We start from the raw sequence: 25,436 nt of genomic DNA on the forward strand, positions 1-25,436 counted from the left end.
CGTTTATTGACGTATATTACGCCATGCAGCGAATGCGGTGCTGACAAAAGTGCTATTTTGGGCTGAATAGTAAAATATTTGTTAATGATTTGCGTCAGAGGGCTTTGATCAGACACACAGAAGCGGGCTTATCGACATAAGCGCCGTAAGGGGCGGTTTCCTGAAACTGGCAACGATGATAAAACGCCACTGCGCGGGTATTCACCCGGCGCGTTGAGCACCGCAGCGCGCGATAGCCGCGCGCGCGGGCAATCTGCTCAAGCGCGGCCAGCACGCCCGCGCCCGTACCGGGGATATCGCGGGTGGAAAACATGCGCTTCAGTTCGGCTGTCTCAGAGGAGACATGCACCAGCGCCCCACAGCCAATTGCCTTGCCCTGGCTGTCACGGGCCAGCACCCAGGTCGCCGCCTCAGGCGCGCTGAAGTGCTGTGTCCCCGCATCGCCAGTAAGGGCAGACAGTTCCGCTGACAGCCGGGCCGTCAGGACCTGTAACGCCGGGGTTGCTGCCTCGACAACCGCCACGGTTATCACGGCTGTTGCCCCCAGCGGCTGCGCAGGTAATTCACTGCTGGCTGCGTTTGTGGCTGATTCAGGTAGTCTTCCCGGAACAAAATCGTGCCGCTGACCTGCGGCAGGGAAGCGTTAAGGTCAAGCTGCCGTTTCAGTTCCGGCACGCCGCCCTGAATCGTCCATTCCGGCTCGTTTTTGGCGGGCACCCCGACTTTGTATAAGGCGATACCGATGTACAGACGCGTTTTAGTTGGCTTAACAACGTTAGCCCACCAGTTCGCCAGCACATCGTAACGGGCGGCGCTGCGTGAGAAGGGCCAGTAAATCTGGGGCGCAATATAATCCAGTAAGCCGTCCTGTACCCAGCGGCGCGTATCCGCATAGGACTCATCGTAGGCCGCCGCGCCGCGCGTATCCGAGCCGGCAGCATCGTGCGAACGGTTACGCCAGACGCCCGCCGGGCTGACGCCGAACTCCACCTGCGGCTTGAGCTGCTTGATCGTGTGAGAAACCTGCTCGATCAACAACTGTGTATTATGCCTGCGCCAGTCTGCCTTCGAGGCAAAGCCCTGACCGTATCGAATAAACGTCTGACTGTCGTTCAGGGGCGAGCCGGGCGACTCGGCGTAGAAGTAATCATCAAACTGCACGCCATCGATATCGTAGTGTTTTACAACTTCAGCCACGATGCTGGTTATCCAGTCACGCACATCCGGAATGCCGGGATCGAGCACGTAACGATCCCCCGACGTGCGAATCCAGTCACGATGCAGAACAAAGACGCTGGCAGGCTGCTGTGACAGGGTGCGGTTCAGCTCGGCGACCGTTGAGGGTTTGGTATTCACGGAAACGCGGTAGGGATTAAACCAGGCATGCACGCGCATACCGCGCTTATGGGCTTCATCCAGCATAAACTGCAGCGGATCAAAGCCCGGGTTCTGACCTGTTTCGCCTGTCATCATGTCTGACCAGGGCAGGATCTTCGATGCCCACAGCGCGGTGCCATCCGGTTTGACCTGAAAGAACACCGTATTGATTCCCAGGCTTTTCAGCTTGTCGAGTTTATCGGTCAGCGCACGCTTTTGCTGACTGACGCGCAGCGCCTCATCGCGGATATTCACCGAGGCGATCGGTGGCCAGTCGAGACGGGAAACCGTCGTCAGCCAGACGCCGCGTACAGGCACATTCTCCCGCACCGGTTGGCTGGTTACCGGCGGTTTACTGACGGTCGGAAAGGGCGTGACCAGCGATTTTGGCGGTTCCGACGAACAGCTGGCTAATAACAAAGCCGAGGCGGCGAACAGGCCGGCTCGGCGTCCCGTACGGGCGCGATAAACGTCGCGAAAAGTGGCGATGATAAACTCCGTGTCGCGTAGTCCTTAACTGGAACAGTATTCTGATCCTATTTGGCGTAAAGTCAATCAACCCGGCCTATCTATACTTATCACCTGATGACAGGAGGCAGACGATGCACACTTTTAAAGGAAATAAACAGGGGCTTCCTGTGCGCTACTACAGGCAGTGCCATAAACCCATGACCTGGCGTAAAAAGTGGGCAAAATGCTGGGATCAGGTACTGTACTGCTCTGAACGTTGCAGGCGACAGCGTCGAAATACCGCTGACGGAGAATAACATTTTCGCGCGCCGCCTGGCTTTGCCGCCTCGGTGAAACATTTAGCAAAAGTTAACCTGAATTTTACACGACTGTTCTCACGCGCCGTTGCGATTACTGTACCAGGCTTAATAAAAACAAAAACAGTCAGTCTGGAGCAGCAATGAAAGAGCAAAACAGGACGGAAGGTGTGAAACCCTATGATGGCGCAGCGGGCGGCTGGGGGGCCCTGACAGATGGCCGTGAAACAGGACGTGATTGCCTTATTTAAAGTTAACCAGCCTAAAGGCTTTGACTGTCCCGGCTGTGCCTGGCCCGATCCCAAACACACGTCCTCCTTTGAGTTCTGTGAAAACGGCGCGAAAGCGGTGTCATGGGAAGCTACCAGTAAACGCACAACACCTGAGTTTTTCGCGGCCCACCCGGTCAGCGAATTGTGGCAGCGCAGCGCCTACGAGCTTGAAGGCGAAGGCAGGCTGACGCATCCAATGAAATACGATCCGGTAACGGATACCTATCAACCCATCGAGTGGCAAACCGCCTTCAATGAAATTGGTGAGCGGCTGCGCAGTTATCACAATCCCGACAGCGTGGAATTTTATACCTCGGGACGTGCTTCCAACGAGGCCGCCTTTCTGTGGCAGCTGTTTGCCCGCGAATTTGGCACCAATAACTTCCCCGACTGTTCCAATATGTGCCACGAGCCAACCAGCGTCGGCTTGCCCGAATCGATTGGCATCGGCAAAGGCACGGTAGAGCTGGATGATTTTGACCATTGCGATCTGGTGATCTGTATCGGTCATAACCCTGGTACAAACCATCCGCGCATGCTGGCCACGTTGCAGGAGGTGTCGAAACGCGGTGCGAAAATCGTCGCGATCAATCCGTTGCGCGAACGGGGACTTGAGCGTTTTACCGCCCCGCAAAATCCGGTACAGATGGTGACGCTGAGCTCAACGGAACTGGCGTCAACCTATTACAAAATCCGGGTCGGCGGTGATGCGGCCATGCTTAAAGGCGTGATGAAGTGCCTGATGGCGATGGATGAAGAGGCCAAAACCCGCGGCAATCCTGGCGTGTTTGACGCCGCGTTTATCGCTGAACATACGCAGGGCCTGGATGCCTTAAAAGCCGACCTTGAGGCGACGGACTGGGCGCATATTCTTAACGTTTCGGGTATGTCACGCGAACAGATTGAGCATATCGCCCAGCTTTACGCTAATGCTGAACGCACGATCATTTGCTATGGCATGGGAATTACTCAGCATCAGTATGGCACGCAGAACGTGCAACAAATTGCGAATCTGCTGCTGTTACGCGGCAATATGGGCAAGAAGGGCGCGGGCATTTGTCCGTTACGCGGTCACTCGAATGTGCAGGGCGATCGTACCGTTGGCATCACCGAAGTTCCCTCCGAAAGCCTGCTGAAGCGTATCGAAGCGGTCTTTGGTTTTACGCCACCGACAAAACACGGACACAGTGCCGTTAAGGCCGTTCAGGCCATTCGCGATGGTGAGATAAACGCACTGCTGTGCCTGGGCGGTAATCTGGCCGAAGCCATGTCGGATCCACAGCAAACCTTTGCTGCGATGCGCAAGCTGGATATGGTGGTGCACATGGCCACCAAACTGAACCGCTCGCATTTGTTGCTGGCAAAACACAGCTATCTGTTCCCGGTGCTTGGCCGCACCGAGATTGACCAGCAACAGTCTGGTGCACAGAGCGTGACGGTTGAAGATTCCATGTCGATGGTACACGCCTCACGCGGCACGCTCGATCCGGCGTCGCCTCATCTGAAATCCGAACCCGCGCTCATCGCGGGCCTGGGCAAAGCCACGTTGCCGGACACGGTCGTGGACTGGGACACGTTGACAGGCGACTACAGCCTGATTCGTGACGCCATCGAAGCGGTGATTCCGGGTTTTGACAACTTCAACGAACGTATTCAGCAGCCGGGCGGGTTCCGTTTACCGAATGGCGCGTCTGAACGTGTCTGGCATACGCCATCGGGCAAAGCACAATTTCTGGTGATGGACGGCATCAATGAAGATCCGCGCTCGTTGAAATGTCATGATCTCGTTCTGACGACACTGCGCAGTCACGATCAGTACAACACCACGCTCTACGGGCTGGATGACCGCTATCGCGGCGTTTCAGGCCGCCGCGACATTCTGTTTATCAGTGAAAACGAGGCGGAGAAAAAGGGTGTTCGCATGGGCGATCAGGTTAACATCATTGCGCTGGACCCGGACGGCAATCCCACTCATCGCCGTCTCGATAATCTGACTATCGCAGTGCATGATATGGCCGAAGGATCGGTTGCGGCCTATTACCCTGAAGCTAACGTGTTGATTCCCTTAGACAGTTACGACACAAAAAGCGGTATTCCCTCCTATAAAAGCACACCGGTGAGGATGGAGCTGGCCCGCGCCGACGTGCCGGTTGAGGCGTCCGCAACGCGCCGTTAAACGTCCGTCCAGCTAAACCAATCCTGAACGAAGCGCCATCTGAGTGGAAATCCGCCCTCAGATGGCTATACAATCGCCGCGAATTTTACGCAAGAGGCAACCTACATTGGACACAAGTCCCGAACGATTACACCAGGCTTCTGCAGTAAGATAGTTTTGGCTGTCTTAACTGCACGTTAAGATGGCGGCTGTATCAACATCCTTCCCTGACGTGATGCGCTTTGCATCAACGCCCGCTGTAATCCATTTTATTCATCTTTGTTTTTCCGTACTGCGCCTGCCGCGCGGCGGAGAGAGGTTTAACATGGACTGGAAAATCTTTTTACTGCGCGTATCGGCCGCGCTGATTCTGGGTGCGCTCATCGGCAGCGAACGTCAGCTGCGTCAACGCATGACCGGCTTACGTACTAACGCGCTGGTCAGCACCGGCGCCTGTCTGTTCGTTCTGATGACGCAGTGTGTTCCCGGCATTGCCACCGACGCCACTCGCGTTGCCGCCTATGTGGTTTCCGGTATCGGCTTCTTGGGTGGCGGTGTGATTATGCGCGACGGATTAAACGTTCGCGGCCTGAATACCGCCGCCACCTTGTGGTGTACCGCGGCCGTCGGCGTCCTGTGCAGCATGGGGTTGTTACTCGAAGCCGCGATAGGTTGCATGGTGATTCTCTGTGCCAACATTCTGTTGCGTGAACTGGCGCTGGGCATTAATCGCCAGTCCATCGTGTCGGCCGACGAGGCAGTACAACATTACAAAGTGCAGATCGTTTGTCTGGCGCAGGATGAAGTTCAGGTGCGCAGTTTGATGCTGCACAGCCTGGGCAACAGCGGCCTGCGCCTGCAATCGCTCCACAGTGAAGATTTGGATCCGCCACATCGCATGGAAGTGAATGCCGAAGTGATGGGCCAACCCAGCATGACCGGACAGCTGGAAAGTCTTGTAAGCCGCATCAGTCTGGAGAAAGGGGTCAGTTCGGTGCGCTGGCAGGTATGCGGTCTGGATTCGAGCGAAAACGGATAGCACAAAAAACAGGCGCCGCTACGTGAATTCTGATAAAAGAGCAGGGGAGTTATGCGTCAGATTTCGCGTAGCGTTGTTATTTTATTCGCGAAAATCCGTTTCCAGGTGCGCTTTTTTACGCTATATAAAGAGAGCCTGCCGTTTGAGTGTAAGGTTAAGTAAAGCAGAGCGTAGATATTTCTATAAGCGATTGAATGGGTTATAAAAGCCCTTAGCGTTGCTCACCTTGTTATCTTTACTGTGCGGATTATTCGATGAAGCGTAAAACCTCATTCTTTTTTCTTTCCGGCCTTATGCTCCTGCTTTCTGGTTGCAGTCATCATCATTCAGATGAACCCGAGGACACCGCCGCCGCTGACGCATCGCAAAACCCGGATTTGATTCCTATCGTCGCGGCGTTGCATGACCAAATGCACACCTGGCATGATACGCCCTACCAATGGGGCGGCACACAGCTGTCTGGCGTGGATTGCTCGGGCTACGTCTGGCGAACCTTGCACGATCGTTTCAATCTGCCAATGGACCGCGTCACCACAGCCGATCTGCTGCATATGGGCGTTCGTGTCACACCGGAACATCTGCAACCAGGCGATCTGGTGTTTTTCCGCATTGGTGGCGGCATGCACGTAGGCTTCTACGATACGGATAATCAGTTTATTCACGCGTCGGCCAGCAAGGGCGTGATTCGCTCATCACTGAACAACCCATACTGGAAATCGGTTTATTACCAGGCGCGTCGTCTGACGCGAGAATACGGGGCACAGGTGACACTGAACAGAGCCAGCTAAACGTGAATTATGCCAGGCAACGCTACGTGAAATCTGCCAATCCAGCACAGGGATAAGCGCCCGTTTTTTACGTAGTGTTGTTGTGATTTGTGGGTACAGAAGCGGACAAAAAGAAGCGGTGAGGCAGGAAAGGCGTAAACGGGCTGGCTGAGTGCGTAACCGGATACCTCATTTAACATAATATACATTATACGCACCAACATAGAGATATACGGGTTTTAATGGTTTTTGGTCATGGTTGCTCACATGCTGACGCGCCTCCGGCTTGTCCAACCCGCCAAAACACCGGAAAGAATTCCGGCATTTCGTCGCGTTCCTGAATGGCTTATCATCACTCCCGCAGTCTGTGTGCGATTATGCTGAGCGGATGGCCATGTTGCTGCGGCACCGGCTAAGACATGACAAAACGTCTGCGACGACACAGGCCGGATGATTTTTGCGGTAATGCAAGACCTGGCTGAACGGCGGCAGCATGCCGCGCACGCGCCGTTCATAGAGATCCAGTAACGCCGTTTTCAGTTCGCCGCGAATCTGGCAACAGACGCAGCCGCTGGGCAGCAGCGTGGTTTTGCCGCTTCCCAGGAAACCGCTCAGAATATGCAGCGGCAGTTTTTGATCGTGCAGCATAGCCGCTCCTCTTGTATGCCTTACAGCGCCGCCAGCCAGGCTTCATCCAGTGGATCAAGCGGGCGTTTGGTGATCTTCTCGACCTCTTTCCACAACAGGTCCAGTGAATTCACCATCACCTGCTGACCGGTTGGGCTGGAGAGCACCCAACTGGCATGAAACTCAGTCAGCGTGAGCCGCCAGGGTTTAAGCGTTCGGTTGAGCAGCGCCAGCTGCTTTAACCGCAACTGGCGCTGGGGCAGATCGTTTTGTAGCGCATCGCTCCATTGCGGACCGCTGTCCAGTAAACCACAAACGCCGCACATATCGGCTTCTCCTCAGGGCATGACATCGCCGGAATTAGGGCCAAGCGTCTGGCCAACAAACAGGTTACCGCCGGGCTCACTTGCCAGCAGTAACGCTACCGGGGCGACCTCTTCCGCCCGGCCAAAACGTCCCAGCGGCAGTTCGGCTGCCTTGGCCGTTTTCCATGCCTGATTGATGCCATCGATAAGCGGCGTTTCAACCGGACCGGGCGCGATGGCGTTCACCAGCACATTATCTGCGGACACCTCCAGCCCCAGCGATCGGGTAAAGCCTAATACGCCGGCTTTGGCCGCCGCATAATGGCTGAGTTCGGCACCGCCTTTGATACCGAGCTGCGACGCGATGTTGATCACTCTGCCCCAGCGCTGCGCCAGCATGGACGGCAACGCCCGTTGCGTCGCCAGGAAGACACTGCGTAAATCCACAGCCATCATCTCTTCCCACATGGGCAGCGTGATATCGGTACAGCGCGCCTGGGTCAGCATTCCGGCGTTATTCACCAGAATATCGATTCCGTCGAACTGCGCCAGGCAGGCATCCACGCCCGCCGTGGCGCCTTCCACCTCGCCGACATCGGCCACAATGCCAAAACACGGCACGCCAGACTGGCGACAGTGATCAACCACAGTCTTGAGCTTTGTACTGTCGCGGTCAGTGAGTATCAGATGGGCACCTTCGCGGGCGAACAGCATCGCGATGGCCGCCCCGATGCCGCTGGCCGCGCCGCTGATTACACAACGTTTCATCCTGAGTTGCATGGGTTCTCCTTAATCCGGCCAGCGAACGGTGAGTCCACCGTCGACAATCAGACTCTGTCCGGTGAGGTAACTGCTCTCGTCGCTGGTGAGAAACGCGATGACTTTCGCCACTTCCTCGGCGCGTCCGACGCGGCCCAGCGGAATCGCCTTCGCCGCCTTCGCCAGCCCTTCCGGGCCAAGCGAATTATCCTTATCCAGTGACTGCGGCGTTTCAATCAGCCCGGGGATGATGGCATTACATCGCACCCCGCGCGGCGCGAGTTCGACGGCCAGGGAGCGGCAAATGCCGGGCACCGCCGCCTTCGCGGCGGCATAGTGCGCATGCGCCTGCCAGCCATATACACCGCCCGCAATCGACGACACCGCAACCAGGCTGGCCCCCGACTGAAGGTGGGCGGCAGCGGCACGGAACAGGCGCATCACGCCGGTCAGATCGACATTGAGCATCTCATCCCAGCGTGCGTCGCTCATCTCCTCAATCTCTGCTCGACGCAGAATGCCCGCATTGGCGACGACCGCGTCAAGCCGTCCAAAGTGCTGTACGCCTTGCGCAATAAACGCGTCCACCGAGTCGGTGGATCCGACGTTAAGCGGCAGCCAGAGCGCGTCACCGCCCGCCGCTTCAATCTGCGCGGCAGCGACGGCCGGATCGTGGGGATCCTGCGGATAATAGCCCGCTATCACCCGCACGCCTCTCTGGGCATACAGCGTTGCCAGCGCCAGTCCAATCCCACTTGCGGCTCCGCTGATCGCGGCAACCGGGGCTGTGTTTGCATTCTGCATAGGGTTTCCTTAGGCCTGAGGTTGAGTGGAGGCGGCGGCGATGTGCGTATTCAGTTGCGTAACCGGCCGGGCGAACAGAATAATGATGCCCGAGACAAAGCACGGAACCGCACCAAACAACAGTGCCGCCTCCTGCCAGTGTCCACCCTGACTCAGCACTGAGGTGGTGCCGACACCGGCCACAATTGCGCCCACCGGCCCCATTGCCATAATTAATGCGCCCGCAGTAGCACGAATGGCGGTCGGGAAACTTTCACTGATAAAGAACAGTGCGGCCGCATACGGACCAATCAGGAAAAACAGACCGACGCTGTACAGGGCCACGATGATGGCAAAGTTGTCCGGGCAGAACAGCATCGCGGCAAAGGCGATACCGCCCAGCATCCAGCCGGCCGCGATGGTGTTGCGACGACCGATGCGGTCACCGAGCCAGCCGTGTGCCAGATAGCCGCAATAGCCCACCAGGTTAGACAGAATCAGGATCAATAAAGAGTTATTGAACGAGACCGCGTGGGTTTTGGTAATTACCGTGGTGCCCAGCACGCTGAAGATCTGAATGGCGAACCAGTTCAGCAAAATGGCAACACCCAGTACCAAGGTTGAGCGCAACGCCGTGCCGCGAAATGCCGAGGCAAAACCTGACTTCGGCTGATCTTCATACGGAACCTGATAGTCGGCCGCGACCTGGCGTGCATCTTTCTCTTTACCCTGCTCCCGCAGCGTTTTGATTTTCTTCTGTACTTCAAACTGAGGCGTTTCTTTCAGCTTCAGCGCCAGCAGCGCGATCACCAGCGACCGAAAGGCTGCGAAGATAAAGCTGCCCTGCCAGCCGATAATCGGCAGCAGAATCGCGGTCAGCGCCGAGGCCACCAGCGCACCGACCGGCCATCCGCCCTGCACCAGGCTGTAGACAAATCCCTTCCGTTTGTTGAGTTTGGGATCGTCCAGCGCAGTATAGAGTTCTGATAAATAGGTGGCGTTAACCGTTTGCTCTGCATAACCCAGACCGGCAACGGAGCGAATGGCGGTCAATGCGCCCTTACCCCATAATCCCCCTATTGCGGTCAGCAGCGAACACAGGGCCGCGCCTCCCACGGTAATAACGATGCCCATGCGCCGTCCCAGGCGATCCACCAGCGGGCCAATGGCCAGAGCGATCACTGCCTCACCAAACGCGACCCAGGTAGCAATTTCAGACTGTTCGACTTCGCTCCAGCCAAAATGACCGCCGATCTCCGGCAGCAAGGTGCCGAAAAGGATGAAGTCATAGACGGCGAAGATCCAGGCGAAGAAGGCGATCCATGTAGCGAATTTGACATCCCTGGTGGTTAACTGCTGGGGCTGCCAGCCGTTAACGGATTTTTTTTTGTAGATGCTCATGTCGTGATCACTCTGCAAGAGGAAAAGGCTTAACGCGGTTGGCGCGCTAAGAAGTCGTCGGCAATTTCGTCGAAAGTGACGAAACGCACGCCCTGGTGACTCTGGATGTACTTAATCAGGCGCTCCAGCATCAGCAGCACCTGCGGACGGCCTGATACGTCGGGATGAATCGTCATGGTAAAGACGGCATAGTCGTTTTCGCGATATACCCAGTCGAACTGATCGCGCCAGATCTCCTCCAGATGGCGCGGATTGACAAAACCGTGGCTGTTCGGTGACTTCTTGATAAACATCATGGGTGGCAGATCATCCAGATACCAGTTAGCGGGGATCTCCACCAGGTCGGTCTCTTCGCCGCGCATCAGCGGCTTCATCCAGGTGTCCGGATGCTGGCTGTAGTCAATTTTGGTCCAGCTGTCGCCTACGCGAACGTAGTAAGGATGAAAGTCGTTGTGCATCAGGCTGTGATCGTATTTGATGCCTTTTTTCAGCAGCAGCTCATTGGTCACATTGCTGAATTCCCACCAGGGCGCGACGTAACCGGTTGGACGTTTACCCGCAAGCTGCGTCACCAGTTCAATACTGCGATCCAGCACCACCTCTTCCTGCGCGGGCGTCATGGCAATCGGGTTTTCATGGCTGTAGCCATTGTTGCTGGAAGGTCCGTTAGCACAGCTGTTCGGCACCAGCCGCGTACCGGTCAGGCGGGCGTTAAGTATGCTGCATGAAGAAGGCTGGATTGCCCGCTTTGAAGGCCGGGGCTTTATCGTGGCCCGCGACGATGAGGACGTCGAACCCGTGCGCATTGCCCTGACGCGCGAACTGTTGGGGCTGGCGCATCATGAGGAACTGGTCGACACCCGCAGTACGGGTGAAAAAGTGCTGGAGCACCTCCAGGGTGTGCTGTCGACCGCGATGATCTTTGGTTGCTATCAGGTGGATGAGCAGGACGCGGCACACTATTACACCACCAGCCGGGGCGTGATTCGTGAGAGCTTAATGCGCCTGCGTGATAAAGGCCTGGTGGAAAAAGAACCCTATTCCCAGTGGCTTACCGGTCCGTTAACGGCGCGCGAGCTGGGCGACCATTTTGAAATCCGGGCCAATCTTGAACCCGCAGCGCTGCGTAAAGCAGGCGAACGGCTGGACGTCGACTGGCTGAAGTCGCGGCTGGATAACGCGAAAAAATCGCAGGGTAAGCAGTTAACGGCCATTGAACTGGAAACCCTGGAAGAAGATCTGCACATTCGCTGCCTGGAGCCTGCCGGTAACAAGCTGATGATGCAGATACTGCGACAACACCAGTCGCCCTTTATCGTCACGCGCATTTTCTATGACCTGCTGCGTATCCCTGTCGACAGTGCCATGCTGGATGAACACTGCCTGGTCTATGAATTTTTGCTGAAACGGAACTGGGAACTGGCGGCCGCCTGCATGAAGGATCATCTGGAGCGCGCGCAGGTTCGCACGTTGCAGCGGCTGAAAGTGTTATCTGTGCTGCCTGTTCCGGCCTTTCCGGATTTTATGGCACGGCGCTAGTCGCTTATAAAGGTGACACTGTCACGTAAAAAGCGACGTCTTCTCCTCCTGTCACACTAGCCCGTCACCGGTTCCCTCTTCAGCGCTGAACGCGTCATGTCGGACATGGTGACTCAGCCTCTTTACCGACGCGCGTAAAACGCTTGAAAAACAGTCACCGGTGCGCTGACCGCCAGCGGCTGAAGCGGAAAACCGGTCGCCAGGCGGGAAGGATGAAACTCGCCCTGAATATGCTGATACAAGTGCGACGCACGTTCTGCTCTGAGGCTACCGTCCCAGCGCAAAAACTGTCCCCAGAGCGGCATATTACGGTAGCGGTCCGTGACCGGCATGGCCGAACGCAGGTACGCGGGCGGAAACAGCCGACGATAGCGGTGATGATGGTAGAGCCACGACAGCCCACGAAGGGTTTTTACCGCGGGCGTGAGAGTCACTATCTGCGCCAGTAAACCGCACAATTCGCGCTGACGCGCGGCGACCTCGCTGTCACACAGGGGCGAAACCGTTCCGTCAGTGCGGTCAAAATGAATGCGTGCGGACCGATCCGTTTCCAGACTGAATGAGAAACAGCCCGAACGACCCACCACATCGGGTGGGGCAACAGGCGGCCGGGATTGCCAGACAGCCAGCGTATACTCAGCATCTTTATCGGGGTTGTGCCTCAGGCCGCGAATATAGTCTGACCAGGCGGGAAGCTTACGATCGAACCGCCGCCCGCACCCCAGACGAATAAAAATGTTCGTGTAATCCATAATCGCGTTGGCCAGCGGCATGCCTGTGCCTGACGCCACCCAGGTCGCGAAACAGAGTTGTATCCTGAAGAATTCAGCGGTGAGCTTCATGCCTGGCGGCCTTCTCCTGACGAGCATATGCGCATTTTACCATCCCTTACGGCGACGCGCCGCGGGCAAAGCGCGCCGTTCAACGCGTCTGCACCGCCGTCGCTTCAATCTCTAACAGGACACCATAATGCAGTCCGGAAACCGGCACCACAGCGCGGGCGGGTTTCCAGCTCCCCAGCCACTGCGCGTAAAGCGCATTAAAATCATCCCATAATGCGATGTCAGCCAGATAGACTCTGACCATCACCAGTTGCGATCGGGTAAGATTCTCCTGGCGCAGGCAGGTATCCAGACTGGCAAAGACCTGCAGGACCTGATCGGCAAAGGGCGCGGCGCTGAGCATCTCCCCTGCGGGCGTGGCCGGTAACAGACCCGAAATAAACATCATTCCTGCCCCCAGACAATAGTGGGAGTAATGACCGGGATGCGGCTGGTCATTGATATCACGCGCCTGCAATCGCTGAAGCATATTTTCTCCTTACATCATGCCGGGTTGTTTCAGGGCGCTGCCATCGCGGAAACGACTGTAACGGAACGCCGTGGGGTCCACGATGGGATCATCACCGGTCACCAGATCGGCCGTCAGGCGGCCGGCACCGGGACCGATGCCAAAGCCATGCCCACTGTAGCCCGCCGACAGAACCAGACCGGGAAGCTGTGGCACGGTGGAGATGACCGATATATCGTCAGGCATACAGTCGATGACGCCGCCCCAGGCCTGCGTGACTCGCAGCCCGGCCAGCGCAGGATACTCACGGCCGATGGCCATCAGCCCCTTTTCCACCACGCCGTCCGACACCGTCGGGTCCAGAATGCGGATTTTTTCAAAGGGAGACGGGCGCTCCATTGACCAGCGCGCCAGCGACTCCGGTCCCTGTAAAAAGGAGGTCAGGCGGATTTTGGTTTCCAGATTGAGCCGACGTGCTTTGTATAACGGGAAGAACTGACGGGCATATTTCAGCCCCTGAATGCCGGGTTCAAGACGACCTGTACCAGACAGTGCGATGGTATAACCGCCGTCCGATCGTGGCCGACAGGCAAACGCATCCGTATAGAAAGGCCGGGTAATCACCTGTTCGACGGGATAAGTACGAAACGCACTGCCGATGACATTACCCGCAGGTAAATCGATGCCGTGCCGGCGACAAAACAGCGATGTCCAGGCACCTGCGGCGCAGACCACGCGCGAGGTTTTAATCAGACCTCTTTCCGTGATCACCCCGCTCACCTGACCTGCCGAAATATCCAGCCCGCGCACCGCACAGCGCTGAAACAGAAAGGCGCCCTTTTTCACCGCCGCCTCCATCAGGCCTGGCGCGGCAAGCGCGGGATCGGCATAACCGTCATCGGGTGAATGCACGCCGCCTTTCCACGCTGTGCGGCTACCGGGCGTCATGGCTTTTGCCTCTGCGGCATTGAGAATCTGGCTACGAATGCCGTACTGCTTCGCCATTTTCCCCCAGTTATCCCAGTTGCGGATGTCCTTTTCCGTGCACGTTGCATAGACCAGCCCGGTGGCGCGGAACCCCACGTCCATGCCGATTTCCTTGCTCAGCTCATGCCAGCGTTGCAGCGCATGCAGGATCAGCGGGATCTCCCGTTCATCCCGGTTAAGCTGGCGGCACCAGCCCCAGTTACGGCTTGACTGTTCAGCCCCGACCAGGCCCTTTTCGAGCACCGCCACCCGATAGCCTTTTTGGGTGAGCGCCCAGCAGGTTGCCGCGCCGACAATGCCTGCCCCAATAATCACTACATCCACCGAGTCGGGAAAATGCGTACTGTCCTGAACCAGCCTGAGCGGTGCGGGCATAATATCTGCTCTCCAGCGAAAGGTTAAAAATCGATTAATACGCTTTTATAGCGCTGACAGGCCTCAAAGGCCTGGCGGCCCAGATCTTTACCAAAGCCGGATCCCTGAAAACCGCCGGTAGGGATAATGAAATCACAGGTGCGGCGATAGCGGTTAACCCACACCGTGCGGCTGTCCAGCGCGCGCATTAAGCGCATCGCCCGTGGCATGTTCACCGTGTGGACGCCCGCGCACAGGCCAAAGACCGCATGCTGCGCCAGCGCCAGGGCTTCTTCCTCATCGGTAAAGGTCTGAATGGTCAGCACCGGTCCAAAAATCTCTTCGTGCAGCGCCACGTTATCCGGGCCGACGTTCTCCAGCAGTGTGGGCTGCCAGAACCAGCCTTCTTTCGTATTGTCGTAGCGTTTTCCACCCACCAGCACCCGCGCACCCTGAGCGACGGACTGCGCAATAATCGTGGCCACTTTTTCACCCTGGCGTGCGTCAATCAGCGGACAATACCGTGTTGACGCGTGCCAGGTCATGCCGGGCACGGGTTTCTGACAGCGTGCAATCAGCTTTTCTGTAACACGTTCAGCAATGCCTTTCTGAATAATCAAACGTGTTCCGGACACGCAGGCCTGACCGGCATTCACTGTGAATCCCAGAAAGAGGCGCTCGGCAATCTCGTCGGCGTCACCGGCGTCATCAAAGACCAGCTGCGGGCTTTTGCCGCCCAGCTCCAGCGTGACCGGTTTAGTGCCGTGCAGGGTCGCCTGGCTCATAATCGCCGCACCGGTGGCAGTGGAGCCGGTAAAGGAGACCTTGCGCACCAGCGGATGCGTTACCAGCGCATTACCGGTGACCTTGCCGCTGCCCTGGATCACATTCAGCACACCGGATGGGATCCCCGCCTGCACCGCCAGTTCGGCCAGACGGGCCGTTGAAAACGGCGTCAGTTCAGACGGCTTCAGCACCACCGCGTTGCCTGCCGCCAGAGCCGGGCCGCATTTCTAGGAAGCCATCGACAGGGGAAAATTCCACGGCGTGATTGCGCCGATCACCCCATAGGGCTCAGGCACCAGCATGCCCAGGCTACTGTGCTGCGTTGGAAACACGTCGCCGCTGTATTTGTCCGCGCATTCGGCATAAAAACGCAGGGCCGCCGCGGTAAAGGGCACTTCGATATTGCGCGCATCGGTGACGGGCCGGGTCGATCCGACGGCTTCCAGCTGCGCCAGGTATTCACTGTCTTTTTCGATTAAGTCTGCCCAGCGCGAGAGGGCCGCACCCCGTTCTCGTGGCGAACAACCCGACCAGCCGCTGCTGATGCGCCGTGCTTCGGCCACGGTCACGGCATCGTCGACGGTACGGGCGTCCGCCTCATGGATCTCTGCATAATGCTGACCGTCAGAAGGCCGTTTAATGCCCATAGCCTGACCGCTGGCGGATACAAATTGTCCGTCGATAAAGTGTCCGCTGGACAGGTGAACGTCATCGGGATTGAAATCAGTCATACGTGCCTCTTGAAAAAAGAAAGGAGCGGGACATCACCAGCCGGTGACGCGATGCCAGACTTCGTGTTCCCCGCTCTGGCTGTCCATTACCTGATACCGGGTGTGCATTCCGGCAGTGGCGCAGGCGTGATTGGGCAAAATCCGCAGCCGGGTCCCGAGCGAGAAATCCGTGACCTGGTGACCGCTGTCGGGCGGAATGGCGATAATGCCGTGTTCCTGATTGGTGGACGACAGCAGGAGTCCGGTGGATCGCCCTTCGCTGTCACATACCAGACCGTAGCCATAGTCGGTTTTTTGCGAGGCGGTGCCACGGTCGCGCGACATCGCCATCCAGCCTGCATCGACAAACAGCCAGCCTTTCTCAGCATTTTGGCCAATTACCGTGGTGACAACAGAAAGCGCGATATCGTCGGCGGTGCAGACGCCGAGGTTGGTCATAAACAGATCGAAAGTGGAAAACACCCCGGCGCGCACTTCCGTTACCCCGTCTAAATCCCTTACGGCATGGGCCGTGGGCGTCGATCCCACGCTAACCACCGGACAGGTCACGCCAGCCGCGCGAAGGCGCTTAGCCGCTTTGATGGCGGCCTGGCACTCCGCCCGTGCCGCCTGTGCAATCTCGTCCTGCGTACGGCAGTGATACGATTCCCCCGCGTGAGTTAACACCCCTTCGACATGCATTCCGTTCTGCTGCAAATACGCGCCAATGTCGGTCAGGGCGCTGTCGTCCGGTTTTATGCCGCCCCGATGACCGTCGCAGTCAATCTCGATAAACACGCTAAAGGCCACCTGATGCTGCTGCCCGTATGCAGATATGGCCTGCGCCTGTGTCAGACTGTCGAGCAGAAGATGCACATAAGCACCTAGACGCAGACAGGCCGCGATGCGCGGCAGCTTGTCCGGCGCAATCCCCACGGCATAAAGGATATTGCGGTAACCTGCGGCAGCAAACGCCTCGGCTTCAGCCAGTGTGGACACCGTGGCCGGTGAAGCCCGGTCACGCAGTAGCCAGGGGGCCGACTGTACCGTGCGTAGCGTTTTCAGATGGGGGCGAATCTGACAGTGCAGGCTATCAATATGATCGTAGAGCCTGCGGATATTCCGCCTGAACTTCACTTTGTCCAGCAGCAGATACGGCGTTGTCAGTGAGGAATCGTTAAGCATCATTGTCTGTCCTGAGGGGTTTACTGGATGCTCTCATCAATGCATTTAGTTTAAAATGCAGACACACCCAATTAATGATTAGGTTTGAACCTAATGATCAACAGTGACGATCTGCGGTTTTTTCAGGTGATCTCCGCCAGCGCGACCCTGGCCGCCGCCGCCCGCTATCTGGATATCACGCCACCGTCCGTGACCCAGCGGCTGCAGCACATTGAACAAAAAATGGGCATTAAGCTTATTTTGCGTCCGGCAAAACGGATCATTCTGACCGACGAAGGTGAAGCGTTATTAGCACGCGCGCGGCTGATTTTGCATGAGCTGGACCAGCTACAGGATGTGATTGACCAGACCCGAAACCGGATAAGCGGCACGTTGCGGGTACTGGCTCCGCTGGGCTTTGGCTCGGAATATATCGCGCCCTTGCTCTCCGATTATGTTGACCAGCACCCCGATCTCAGCGTGGATCTGATGCTGTCAGACAACCCGAACTGGATGCAGGCCGATAAATGGGACGTGGCGATCTATATTGGCAACCTGCGGGATTCGTCGCTGTACAGCACCCGAATTGCACCTAACCGCCGCGTGCTGTGCGCTTCGCCGGATTATCTGCAGCGCCACGGTGTGCCCACGCATCCCGCTGAACTCACGCAGCACCACTGTCTGGTTATCCGTGAAAATGCTGAGGACGTGACTCGTTGGGTGTTTGCGCATCAGCATGACCCGGTCACCGTCAAAATTACGCCCCGTCTGGCAAGTAACGATGGTCGGGTGATTAAACGCTGGGCGCTGCAAGGCAAAGGGATTATGGTGCGCTCGATCTGGGACATCAGCAGTGAAATTAAACAGGGGCGACTGGTCCCACTCCTGCCTGAATTTATGCTGCCGCCCGCCGACATTGCCGCGCTGACCAGCATGCCAGAAATCAAACGCCTGCCCCGTACTCAGGGCTTTATTACGTTACTGAAAACCACCTTTAGCGCGCCGCCGTGGATGCAGAACGAACAGTAAGCCACAGGTCTTGTTGGGGGGGACAGGTGTGCTTCGCGGTCCACAGGGCTTATCAGCCGCTCACGCCAGCTGTTGCGAACGGCATGAGGTCGGAGTAATCAGCGCACAATCACACAGAATGAGTGTGCTTGAATCGCTTTGTGTTAGTGACGGTATCGCCAGGCCGGACAGCCCGTGAAAATTGTGCTTAAACGGCCAGGCGTGCTTGACCGTACCCGTGCGCCCGCCTCCAGCGGATAAATCTTCGTAAAAAAAATTATTTTTTTCTGCATCCAGTGACGCCCCTGCTCTCGTATCTCTCTTTGCAAGACACTTATCCACTCTCTCTTATGAGGATTTACGATGAAAAAGTTCTTCGCTGTTGCCGTAGTTTCAAGCGCATTCCTGTTTACTGCCGCCTCATTTGCCGCAATGGAGTCGGGCTCCGTGATGGTCGGTGGCGCTGCGATGTACCCTCAGAAAAATATCGTTGAGAATGCGGTGAATTCGAAAGATCACACCACGCTGGTGGCGGCGGTGAAGGCGGCCGGTCTGGTTGACACACTACAGGGTAAAGGGCCGTTTACCGTCTTTGCCCCAACCAATGCCGCGTTCGCGAAACTGCCCGCCGGTACCGTCGATAATCTGCTTAAGCCGGAAAACAAAGCGCAGTTGACCAGCGTCCTGACCTACCATGTTGTGGCAGGCAAATACGACATGAAAGCGCTGGAGAACAAGATTAAGCAAGGCGGCGGTCATGCTGAACTGAAAACCGTTAACGGCCAGCCGTTGTGGATTATGAATAATGGCCCACACAATATTCAGCTGAAAGATGCACAGGGTAACGTGGCCAATATCAGTACGTATGACGTCAACCAGAAAAACGGCGTGATAGATGTGATTGATACCGTATTAATGCCGAAGTAATTCTCTATACTCAAACGGAAAATCACATCATTCAGGATGATTATGGACAAGGTGCGGGCAGTGGAGCAGGTAACCCTGATGCAGGCGATCGTGAAAGGCGATCGCCTAGCGTTCGAAAAACTGTATCGGCAAACCTCGCCGCACCTTTTTGCCATTGCCTTACGGATGTTACGCCACCGCCCCTGGGCGGAAGAAGTGCTGCATGACTGCTTTCTCACCATCTGGAGCAAAGCGGAGACCTATGATCCAGCGCTGAGCGCGCCGATGACCTGGATGACGCAGATCGTTCGTCATCGTTGTATTGACTGGTTACGTAGCGGACAGGCGCGCATGGCCAGTACAGAAGAACCGCATGATGATGCCCTGCTGGTCGTCGATGCCGACGAACCAGACAGCAGGCCCGATGATGCCCAGGCTGCGCGCCTGCGTCGCTGTATGGAAAACCTAAGCAGCGAGCAACGGCAGAGCGTTACGCTGGCCTATTATCAGGGCATGTCACACAGCGATATTGCTCACTGGCTACAGCAGCCGGTGGGTTCGGTGAAAAGCTGGATCCGCCGTGCCATGGCCCACCTTCGGGAATGTGTCGGACTATGAACAGACAACAACGTGACGATGCACTCTCTGCCGAGTACGCCATTGGTACGCTGCGTGGCCCCGCCCGGTTACGCTTTCAGACGCGCCTGCTGACCGAGCCAGAGCTGGCCGAACAGGTTGCCAAATGGCAAACGTTACTCGCTGGGCTGGACAGTCAGCTGATACCCGAAATCCCGCCGGATCGGGTCTGGAAGAAAATTGTCCTGAATCTGCCCGCAAAACCTTCTGTCCGCCCTGCCCGCCGCGCCGCACTGGGCTGGATGGTAGCGGCGGCCATTGCGGTCCTTGCTCTTTTTTCCTGGCGCATGTTTTACGTGCCAGAGTTTACCCCGCTTACCGTCATGAGTGACGCTCAGCAACACAGCCAATGGGTGGTCAGCGCCGACCACGATTTAACCCAGTTACGGGTGACGCCATTGCAGCCGGTGACGGCTGACAGCCACACCAGCCTGCAGTTATGGCTGATTCCAACAGGCAGTCGTCCCATTTCGCTGGGGTTACTTAACGCTGAACAGGCCACCCAACTGGCACTGAAACGGCAAGATTCCCTGAAAAACGCGGTAGTCGCCATCAGCCGGGAGCCGCGGGGCGGCTCACCGACGGGGCAACCCACCGGGCCCGTACTTTACAGTGGTAAAATATAGGCCCGACATGCAGTGACAGTCCTGTCACTGCGTGTCACGGACACATCAGAAATGTTGCCAGTTTGCGTCCTGATTTGCCGCCGATGCGGTCGCCATCGCGAAGGCGGGTTTGAGCGGCGCCACCGTGCGCGCCTGTACAGCGGGAGCCTCGGTCAGCACGAAGGCGGCAACAAGATCATTCAGTGCGCCTGCCTGATCCATCAGCGAGCGCGATGCTGATGACGCTTCCTGCACCAGCGCGGCGTTCTGTTGCGTAACGTCATCCATCTGATGCACAGCCTGATGGACCTGACTGATGCCCAGCGACTGCTCCTGAGACGCAATGGCAATCTCATCAACCAGATCGGTGACCTGGCGAATTGCATCATTCATGCGCCCCATATTTTCCCCGACCTGCTCTGCCTGGCTGACGCCCGTTTCCACATAACTCATCGACGATTCGATCAGATCTTTAATCTCCCGTGCGGAGGCCGACGAGCGTTGGGCAAGATTACGCACTTCACCGGCCACCACGGCAAAGCCACGCCCCTGCTCGCCGGCACGGGCGGCCTCAACGGCGGCGTTGAGTGCCAGGATATTGGTCTGAAACGCCACACCTTCAATCAGCGCGATGATGGCGGTGATTTTCTCCGAACTCTGTTTTATGTCGGTCATGGTGCCTAACATGGTGTGCACTTTGTCAGAGCTGTCACTGGATATCTCACGCGCTTTTTTAGACAACTGGCTGGCAAGACGGGTATTTTCAGCCGTCTGACGAACCGTTTCGCTCAGTTCAGACATGCTGGCCGCCGTTTCTTCAAGCGACGCGGCCTGCTGTTCGGTTCGTGAGGAGAGATCTTCGTTACCGGCTGAAATTTGCGACGAGGCCGTGCTGACCGAGTGGGCGGACCGTTCGACGGCAGACAAAGACTGCGCCACATTCTCCACCAAAGCATTAAATGCTTTTGCCGTTAACCCGATTTCATCTTTACGTGCGTCATCGGCACGCAGCGTTAAATCAAGCCGCTCGCTGGCGTGCTCCATGGTTGTGCGCATACCATTCAGATGGCGACGAATGCTTAATATAGTACGAACAGATAACGCGCCCAATATCAGGATAATGACGCTGGAACCGGCGATTAAGGCCCATAAGGTTTGATGATAAACGCGGTTATTCTCTTTTTGAAAAGCCGCGCCCACCTGCACATTAAACTGCAGTTGGTTCTGATAACTCTCAATGAGATCACGGATAGACTGCCCCACACCGTCCGGGCCTTGCAACGCGGAAAGAGAATGAGCGTCATCATGCGAACGCGAGTATTCAAGGAAGGCAGGTAAGCGCGTCTGGATCTGTTTAATCAGTGCCAGCGCATGTTCACTTAACTGCTTATCCTGATCGTTGGTAATTTCATTTTTTAAATAGAACAGGGTCAGGCCTTTCAGCGTATCCATCTTCGCAGCGATTTCTTTTTCGAACTCAACCGGCTTAGCCGAATCTTTGGCACTCTGGTGGCGATAAAGCGATACGTTAACCCGATTACTGCCGTTGACCATTTTATCAAGGTCTACAATTGAAGGTAGCGTGTTGTCTTGCACGTACTGAAAACGCGACTGAAAGCCTGCTAACACCATGATGACGATCACTACCATCGCGACCATGGCGGCGGAGAGTAGAGAAAACGTCAGGAAAAGTCGCTGTGTAATAGTCATATTAAAACCCCGAATATTAAGACGGTAATTCTGTAATTAATGCTGAATAACGCCAGCAATAAATATATCGACGCTTCAGGCATTAGCATTAATGTCAGATGGTGCTGTTACGCAAAGATATCAGGGCAACACGTTTATTTTCATAAAAACAGATTAGCCCGCTGAATGAGAGTTTGACTATTAAAGGCAGAAAGGAAAATTAAAAAGAAGAAGTGATAATGATTAAAAATAAACGAAATTTATTTTCAGCTATCGTTTATCCAACCTTATTTAAAACGACGCACGACATTAATCAGTAAAAGTTGGCTAAAGACAGCGCAAAATCGTCTTCACCCCCTGTCCACGACACCGTATTTGTCTTTTATTTTTTGAAATTAATTAGCCTTAAAAAATCGCTGACAGCATTAATCATAAATAAGGACTATTAAAAAATATTTTTTTAAAACGGCAGAGGCTGCGTGGTGTTTCCTGTACGGGCTGATTACACTTTGAGGAACTGTTCTGAGCGTGCACGGACGCGTCCGCATGCTGTTACGAGGGAGGCAGCGTTGAGATGAGACCTTATCCGCGTGTGTTGACCTGGCAGGCGAATCACGCGTCAGGGGGAAACGGTAGCGGTAAAGGGTCAGCGTCAGGCCTCACTGCCGGATAAATCGACAGTTGTATAAAAATGCCGTAAAAATAAAGCGCAAAGCTGTAAAAATGCAGTACATAACATCACCAGCTACTCCCTAATTCACAGCAAAACGTGTAATGTCATGCTCAGCGTCAACCGGTGTAACTGTCGGTTTGAAGCTTATGATGGGCTTTGTTGAATAAATGGATTTTATGCTGTGGTACTATGAAAACGGTTGTTTCAGATAACATAAAATCAATGCATTACATGCTTGCGTATGACGGTGTTCTGTCTGGCATCAGCGTTTTCTACCAAAACAGTGCAGACAAAACAGAATGATTACCTATTATTCAACAAAGCCCTTATGATGACGTGAAATACAACAGGACATTAAATGACCCAGTCTGAAAAGCAATCCCTTCCAGCCGGTATGCTGGCAGCAGCAGGGATCGTATTTGGTGATATCGGTACCAGCCCGCTTTATACCTTAAAAGAGTGTCTTTCTATCCTTCCTTCTGGCGCGGTCACCGAAGAAGCCGTGATGGGCTTTCTGTCGCTGATCTTCTGGGGACTGATGCTGATTGTGACGGTGAAATATGTCATGTTCATCATGCGCGCCGATCACGATGGCGAAGGGGGAATACTGACCTTAATGTCGCTGGCCCGGCAAAATGTTGGCGCCACGCTCAGCCGCATCATTGTGCTTGCCGGTTTGACGGGCGGCGCCTTTTTTTACGGCGACGGCATTATCACGCCGGCCATCTCAGTGCTGTCTGCCGTTGAGGGGATCGAGGTTGTTGCACCCGCGCTGGATCGCTATATCGTGCCGCTGGCTGTGGTGATTCTGACCCTGTTATTTGTGATTCAAAAACACGGCACTGAACGGGTCAGCCGCGTCTTTGGACCGATTATGCTGGTGTGGTTTATCACCCTGGCGATACTGGGCGTGCACGGAATTCTGATGAATCCCCATGTTCTTCATGCGCTCAACCCGGCATTTGCGCTGAAATTTCTGCTGAATCATGAAGCCCTCTCTTTCGCAGCTTTGGGGATGGTGGTGCTGGCGGTGACCGGTGCGGAGGCCCTGTATGCTGACATGGGACATTTGGGGAAAACCCCCATCAGGCTGGCGTGGCTGATCATTGCCCTGCCTGCTCTCGTGCTGAACTATTTCGGTCAGGGGGCGCTGGTGCTGGTCAATCCCGCCGCGATACAAAACCCGTTTTATATCCTGGCCCCGGTCTGGGCGCAGATTCCGTTAATCATCCTGTCGACGCTGGCCACCGTTATTGCGGCTCAGGCGATCATTAGTGGGGTTTATACCCTGACACACCAGGCAATTCGTCAGGGCTTTTTGCCGCCGATGCGCGTCATTTTCACCTCGGCAACCGAATCGGGGCAAATCTACATCCCGGTAGTGAACTGGTTACTTTTCGGTGCGGTGACCGTCGTCATCCTGGCCTTCCGTCAGTCCTCGGCCCTCTCTTCGGCGTACGGCATCGTGGTGACCGGCACCATGGTTCTGACAGCCTGCCTGGCCGGTATCGTCGCCTTTAAAAACTGGAAATGGCCGCTGCCCGTGGCGCTGGTTTTCCTGCTCTGTATGTTGGCGATCGACGTTCCGTTGTTTATTTCCAACCTGATGAAACTGCTGTCGGGCGGCTGGGTCCCCGTGTTGCTGGCGATGACGATGCTGATGCTGATGCTGATCTGGAGCGGAGAGCGTTCAAGGCTCATTCGTCGTCTGACTGACGATCCCGTCAGGTTAAAAGCCCTGATTAGCTCGCTGGAGGCTTCGCCCCCGATGCGGGTTGGCGGTACGGCAATTTTTCTGACCCGCAAAGAGTATGAAATTCCGCAGGCGCTGCTGCATAACCTGAAACACAACCGGGTGCTGCATGAGCGGACGGTTCTTCTGCATATCAAAACGGTTGACCTGCCGCGTGTTCATAACCAGAAGCGCATCGCGCTACGTCAGCTTTCGCCGTCCTTCTGGCAGGTGACGGCCGAATACGGCTGGCATGAACGGCCTTCCATGAAAGATGTGTTGCACCTGTGCGGGCTGGAAGGATTTGGCTGTACGTTAAATGAGGCGTCGTTTTTCACCTCTCACGACACGCTGGTGATGAAGAAGCGACGCGGTCTGGCACATGCCCGTGGTGCCATCTTCCATTTCTTCCAGCGCAATGCGTTACGTGCCCATGAACAGTTTATGATCCCGCCAAACCGCGTCATTGAGCTGGGTGGGCAAAAAGAGTTTTGATTGACGTACCCGGGCAGCGTCTTCATGTGACGCTGCCCGGTTTATTCCCTCCTCAGCCTTTACGCACCGTGGTGACGGGTCAGTACGTCTGGCCGGAAGCGGCTAAGCCAGTCATGAGCAAAGCGCGCATAATCCGCATACGCACCGCCCTGGGCAGCCAGTTGCTGGAAAACATTAAGCTGTTCGGGTGGACGGCGATGCTGCCCAAGCTTCAGCGTGCCGCTGATGTTGCTAATCTCTATCCTGACACCGGTGATGCCCTGCATCAGTTTTTGTTGATAATCATCGGGAAGCCGTTGTTTATCCTGCCGCAGGCCCGGTTGAAACGCGGCTAACATTCTGTCCAGCGACTGGCCCAGTTCCGCCTGCGTCATCAGCCTGCTGATGCCTTTCACGCTGACGGCGGCATAGTTCCAGGTTGGAACGGCAGGTGACGCCAGATAGTAATCCGTACTGATAAAGGCATGCGGACCCAGAACGCTCGTAAGCGTCGCATTCAGACCGTATTGACGTTCAGGCAGAGGGAAGCTCGACCTTCCATGGCAGCAGATCGCGGACCCGGTTCACCGGCCAGTCCTGTATATGACCGATGACGTAACGCAACCACGTC

At 56.0% G+C, this 25,436-nt stretch carries 21 protein-coding genes and 5 pseudogenes; 10 read left to right on the forward strand and 16 right to left on the reverse strand.

What is annotated here, in order from left to right; genetic code table 11:
• Window positions 1-94: 94 nt before the first annotated feature.
• Window positions 95-532: a GNAT family N-acetyltransferase gene (locus F7Q90_RS15225; protein ID WP_006119151.1), complete on the reverse strand. Its 438-nt coding sequence runs from the start codon at window positions 530-532 to the stop codon at window positions 95-97.
• Window positions 529-1,866 carry a glycoside hydrolase family 10 protein gene (locus tag F7Q90_RS15230; RefSeq protein ID WP_110267494.1) on the reverse strand — a complete coding sequence of 446 codons (1,338 nt, stop codon included), beginning with the start codon at window positions 1,864-1,866 and terminating at the stop codon, window positions 529-531. Before F7Q90_RS15230 ends, F7Q90_RS15225 begins: the two co-directional genes overlap by 4 nt.
• Before the next feature lie 113 nt (window positions 1,867-1,979).
• Here F7Q90_RS15230 and F7Q90_RS27640 point away from each other — a divergent pair, with 113 nt between their 5' ends.
• The 4 genes and pseudogenes from F7Q90_RS27640 to F7Q90_RS15250 all read left to right on the forward strand — a co-directional run bounded on the left by F7Q90_RS27640 (window position 1,980) and on the right by F7Q90_RS15250 (window position 6,398).
• On the forward strand, window positions 1,980-2,144 hold the full coding sequence (locus tag F7Q90_RS27640; RefSeq protein ID WP_006119154.1) for a DUF2256 domain-containing protein: 165 nt from the start codon (window positions 1,980-1,982) through the stop codon (window positions 2,142-2,144).
• Between the two features lie 143 nt (window positions 2,145-2,287).
• Window positions 2,288-4,592 (forward strand): annotated as a pseudogene (locus tag F7Q90_RS15240) (FdhF/YdeP family oxidoreductase).
• 304 nt (window positions 4,593-4,896) lie between these two features.
• A complete protein-coding gene (locus F7Q90_RS15245) occupies window positions 4,897-5,610 on the forward strand; it encodes an MgtC/SapB family protein (protein ID WP_006119157.1) in 714 nt (237 codons plus the stop codon).
• Window positions 5,611-5,864: 254 nt separating this feature from the next.
• Window positions 5,865-6,398, forward strand: a complete 534-nt coding sequence (locus F7Q90_RS15250; protein ID WP_006119158.1) for a C40 family peptidase — start codon at window positions 5,865-5,867, stop codon at window positions 6,396-6,398.
• A 447-nt stretch (window positions 6,399-6,845) separates the two neighbouring features.
• Here F7Q90_RS15250 and F7Q90_RS15255 read toward each other — a convergent pair.
• The 6 genes and pseudogenes from F7Q90_RS15255 to F7Q90_RS15280 form a co-directional block, all read right to left on the reverse strand.
• Window positions 6,846-7,025 (reverse strand): annotated as a pseudogene (locus tag F7Q90_RS15255) (GTP-binding protein); the annotation flags it as partial.
• 20 nt (window positions 7,026-7,045) lie between these two features.
• Window positions 7,046-7,330, reverse strand: a complete 285-nt coding sequence (locus F7Q90_RS15260; protein WP_006119159.1) for a hypothetical protein — start codon at window positions 7,328-7,330, stop codon at window positions 7,046-7,048.
• Window positions 7,331-7,342: 12 nt separating this feature from the next.
• Window positions 7,343-8,089, reverse strand: a complete 747-nt coding sequence (locus F7Q90_RS15265) for an SDR family NAD(P)-dependent oxidoreductase (protein ID WP_006119160.1) — start codon at window positions 8,087-8,089, stop codon at window positions 7,343-7,345.
• 9 nt (window positions 8,090-8,098) lie between these two features.
• Complete coding sequence (locus tag F7Q90_RS15270) at window positions 8,099-8,872, reverse strand: SDR family NAD(P)-dependent oxidoreductase (RefSeq protein ID WP_006119161.1); 774 nt, start codon at window positions 8,870-8,872, stop codon at window positions 8,099-8,101.
• A 9-nt stretch (window positions 8,873-8,881) separates the two neighbouring features.
• On the reverse strand, window positions 8,882-10,252 hold the full coding sequence (locus F7Q90_RS15275; protein WP_006119162.1) for an MFS transporter: 1,371 nt from the start codon (window positions 10,250-10,252) through the stop codon (window positions 8,882-8,884).
• 29 nt (window positions 10,253-10,281) lie between these two features.
• A pseudogene (locus F7Q90_RS15280) lies at window positions 10,282-10,902 on the reverse strand (polysaccharide deacetylase family protein); the annotation flags it as partial.
• Between F7Q90_RS15280 and F7Q90_RS15285 the strand changes: the two are divergent.
• A pseudogene (locus F7Q90_RS15285) lies at window positions 10,901-11,791 on the forward strand (GntR family transcriptional regulator); the annotation flags it as partial. The pseudogenes F7Q90_RS15280 and F7Q90_RS15285 sit on opposite strands and share 2 nt — an antisense overlap.
• Window positions 11,792-11,913: 122 nt before the next feature.
• Here the strand turns inward: F7Q90_RS15285 and F7Q90_RS15290 are convergent.
• The 5 genes and pseudogenes from F7Q90_RS15290 to F7Q90_RS15310 all read right to left on the reverse strand — a co-directional run bounded on the left by F7Q90_RS15290 (window position 11,914) and on the right by F7Q90_RS15310 (window position 17,103).
• Entirely contained in the window at window positions 11,914-12,633 is a 720-nt protein-coding gene (locus F7Q90_RS15290) for a hypothetical protein (RefSeq protein ID WP_044242024.1), read from the reverse strand.
• Between the two features lie 79 nt (window positions 12,634-12,712).
• Window positions 12,713-13,102 carry a RidA family protein gene (locus F7Q90_RS15295; RefSeq protein WP_006119165.1) on the reverse strand — a complete coding sequence of 130 codons (390 nt, stop codon included), beginning with the start codon at window positions 13,100-13,102 and terminating at the stop codon, window positions 12,713-12,715.
• Window positions 13,103-13,111: 9 nt separating this feature from the next.
• Window positions 13,112-14,443 (reverse strand): NAD(P)/FAD-dependent oxidoreductase, encoded by a 1,332-nt coding sequence (locus F7Q90_RS15300; protein ID WP_006119166.1) that lies wholly within the window; start codon window positions 14,441-14,443, stop codon window positions 13,112-13,114.
• Between the two features lie 23 nt (window positions 14,444-14,466).
• Window positions 14,467-15,939: pseudogene (locus F7Q90_RS15305) on the reverse strand (aldehyde dehydrogenase family protein).
• 33 nt (window positions 15,940-15,972) lie between these two features.
• Window positions 15,973-17,103: an alanine racemase gene (locus tag F7Q90_RS15310; RefSeq protein WP_006119168.1), complete on the reverse strand. Its 1,131-nt coding sequence runs from the start codon at window positions 17,101-17,103 to the stop codon at window positions 15,973-15,975.
• A 93-nt stretch (window positions 17,104-17,196) separates the two neighbouring features.
• On the opposite strand from F7Q90_RS15310, the gene F7Q90_RS15315 reads away from it, so the two are divergent.
• From F7Q90_RS15315 to F7Q90_RS15330, 4 genes are all read left to right on the forward strand, one after another.
• The gene (locus F7Q90_RS15315; RefSeq protein ID WP_006119169.1) at window positions 17,197-18,111 is read left to right on the forward strand and encodes a LysR substrate-binding domain-containing protein; all 915 of its coding nucleotides are present in this window, start codon (window positions 17,197-17,199) and stop codon (window positions 18,109-18,111) included.
• Between the two features lie 342 nt (window positions 18,112-18,453).
• On the forward strand, window positions 18,454-19,017 hold the full coding sequence (locus tag F7Q90_RS15320) for a fasciclin domain-containing protein (protein ID WP_006119170.1): 564 nt from the start codon (window positions 18,454-18,456) through the stop codon (window positions 19,015-19,017).
• A gap of 42 nt (window positions 19,018-19,059) precedes the next feature.
• Complete coding sequence (locus tag F7Q90_RS15325) at window positions 19,060-19,614, forward strand: RNA polymerase sigma factor (RefSeq protein WP_006119174.1); 555 nt, start codon at window positions 19,060-19,062, stop codon at window positions 19,612-19,614.
• Window positions 19,611-20,258, forward strand: coding sequence for an anti-sigma factor (locus F7Q90_RS15330; protein ID WP_006119176.1), 648 nt, complete (start codon window positions 19,611-19,613; stop codon window positions 20,256-20,258). The genes F7Q90_RS15325 and F7Q90_RS15330 overlap by 4 nt, the downstream gene beginning before the upstream one ends.
• 45 nt (window positions 20,259-20,303) lie before the next feature.
• Here F7Q90_RS15330 and F7Q90_RS15335 read toward each other — a convergent pair whose 3' ends face one another.
• On the reverse strand, window positions 20,304-21,947 hold the full coding sequence (locus F7Q90_RS15335; RefSeq protein ID WP_044242025.1) for a methyl-accepting chemotaxis protein: 1,644 nt from the start codon (window positions 21,945-21,947) through the stop codon (window positions 20,304-20,306).
• A 1,010-nt stretch (window positions 21,948-22,957) separates the two neighbouring features.
• Between F7Q90_RS15335 and kup the strand changes: the two genes are divergently transcribed.
• The gene (gene kup / locus F7Q90_RS15340) at window positions 22,958-24,826 is read left to right on the forward strand and encodes a low affinity potassium transporter Kup (RefSeq protein WP_006119178.1); all 1,869 of its coding nucleotides are present in this window, start codon (window positions 22,958-22,960) and stop codon (window positions 24,824-24,826) included.
• A gap of 59 nt (window positions 24,827-24,885) precedes the next feature.
• On the opposite strand, the gene F7Q90_RS15345 is transcribed toward kup, so the two are convergent.
• On the reverse strand, window positions 24,886-25,377 hold the full coding sequence (locus F7Q90_RS15345; RefSeq protein WP_080577382.1) for an FMN-binding negative transcriptional regulator: 492 nt from the start codon (window positions 25,375-25,377) through the stop codon (window positions 24,886-24,888).
• Window positions 25,340-25,436, reverse strand: a 97-nt coding sequence (locus tag F7Q90_RS15350) for a transposase domain-containing protein (protein ID WP_151160719.1), incomplete at its 5' end; no start/stop codon positions are given. The genes F7Q90_RS15345 and F7Q90_RS15350, both read right to left, overlap by 38 nt.

Origin of the sequence: Pantoea stewartii subsp. stewartii, from assembly GCF_008801695.1 — a bacterium.
Classification (GTDB): domain Bacteria; phylum Pseudomonadota; class Gammaproteobacteria; order Enterobacterales; family Enterobacteriaceae; genus Pantoea; species Pantoea stewartii.

What these genes read in the sequence shown, in the direction of transcription:
- F7Q90_RS15300 (WP_006119166.1), bottom strand. Translation starts at nt 14,443, where the DNA reads ATGCCCGCACCGCTCAGGCTGGTTCAGGACAGTACGCATTTTCCCGAC.
- F7Q90_RS15330 (WP_006119176.1), top strand. Translation starts at nt 19,611, where the DNA reads ATGAACAGACAACAACGTGACGATGCACTCTCTGCCGAGTACGCCATT.
- F7Q90_RS15320 (WP_006119170.1), top strand. Translation starts at nt 18,454, where the DNA reads ATGAAAAAGTTCTTCGCTGTTGCCGTAGTTTCAAGCGCATTCCTGTTT.
- F7Q90_RS15270 (WP_006119161.1), bottom strand. Translation starts at nt 8,872, where the DNA reads ATGCAGAATGCAAACACAGCCCCGGTTGCCGCGATCAGCGGAGCCGCA.
- F7Q90_RS15265 (WP_006119160.1), bottom strand. Translation starts at nt 8,089, where the DNA reads ATGCAACTCAGGATGAAACGTTGTGTAATCAGCGGCGCGGCCAGCGGC.
- F7Q90_RS15250 (WP_006119158.1), top strand. Translation starts at nt 5,865, where the DNA reads ATGAAGCGTAAAACCTCATTCTTTTTTCTTTCCGGCCTTATGCTCCTG.
- F7Q90_RS15310 (WP_006119168.1), bottom strand. Translation starts at nt 17,103, where the DNA reads ATGCTTAACGATTCCTCACTGACAACGCCGTATCTGCTGCTGGACAAA.
- F7Q90_RS15260 (WP_006119159.1), bottom strand. Translation starts at nt 7,330, where the DNA reads ATGTGCGGCGTTTGTGGTTTACTGGACAGCGGTCCGCAATGGAGCGAT.
- F7Q90_RS15295 (WP_006119165.1), bottom strand. Translation starts at nt 13,102, where the DNA reads ATGCTTCAGCGATTGCAGGCGCGTGATATCAATGACCAGCCGCATCCC.
- F7Q90_RS15335 (WP_044242025.1), bottom strand. Translation starts at nt 21,947, where the DNA reads ATGACTATTACACAGCGACTTTTCCTGACGTTTTCTCTACTCTCCGCC.
- kup (WP_006119178.1), top strand. Translation starts at nt 22,958, where the DNA reads ATGACCCAGTCTGAAAAGCAATCCCTTCCAGCCGGTATGCTGGCAGCA.
- F7Q90_RS15325 (WP_006119174.1), top strand. Translation starts at nt 19,060, where the DNA reads ATGGACAAGGTGCGGGCAGTGGAGCAGGTAACCCTGATGCAGGCGATC.
- F7Q90_RS15275 (WP_006119162.1), bottom strand. Translation starts at nt 10,252, where the DNA reads ATGAGCATCTACAAAAAAAAATCCGTTAACGGCTGGCAGCCCCAGCAG.
- F7Q90_RS15245 (WP_006119157.1), top strand. Translation starts at nt 4,897, where the DNA reads ATGGACTGGAAAATCTTTTTACTGCGCGTATCGGCCGCGCTGATTCTG.
- F7Q90_RS27640 (WP_006119154.1), top strand. Translation starts at nt 1,980, where the DNA reads ATGCACACTTTTAAAGGAAATAAACAGGGGCTTCCTGTGCGCTACTAC.
- F7Q90_RS15315 (WP_006119169.1), top strand. Translation starts at nt 17,197, where the DNA reads ATGATCAACAGTGACGATCTGCGGTTTTTTCAGGTGATCTCCGCCAGC.
- F7Q90_RS15290 (WP_044242024.1), bottom strand. Translation starts at nt 12,633, where the DNA reads ATGAAGCTCACCGCTGAATTCTTCAGGATACAACTCTGTTTCGCGACC.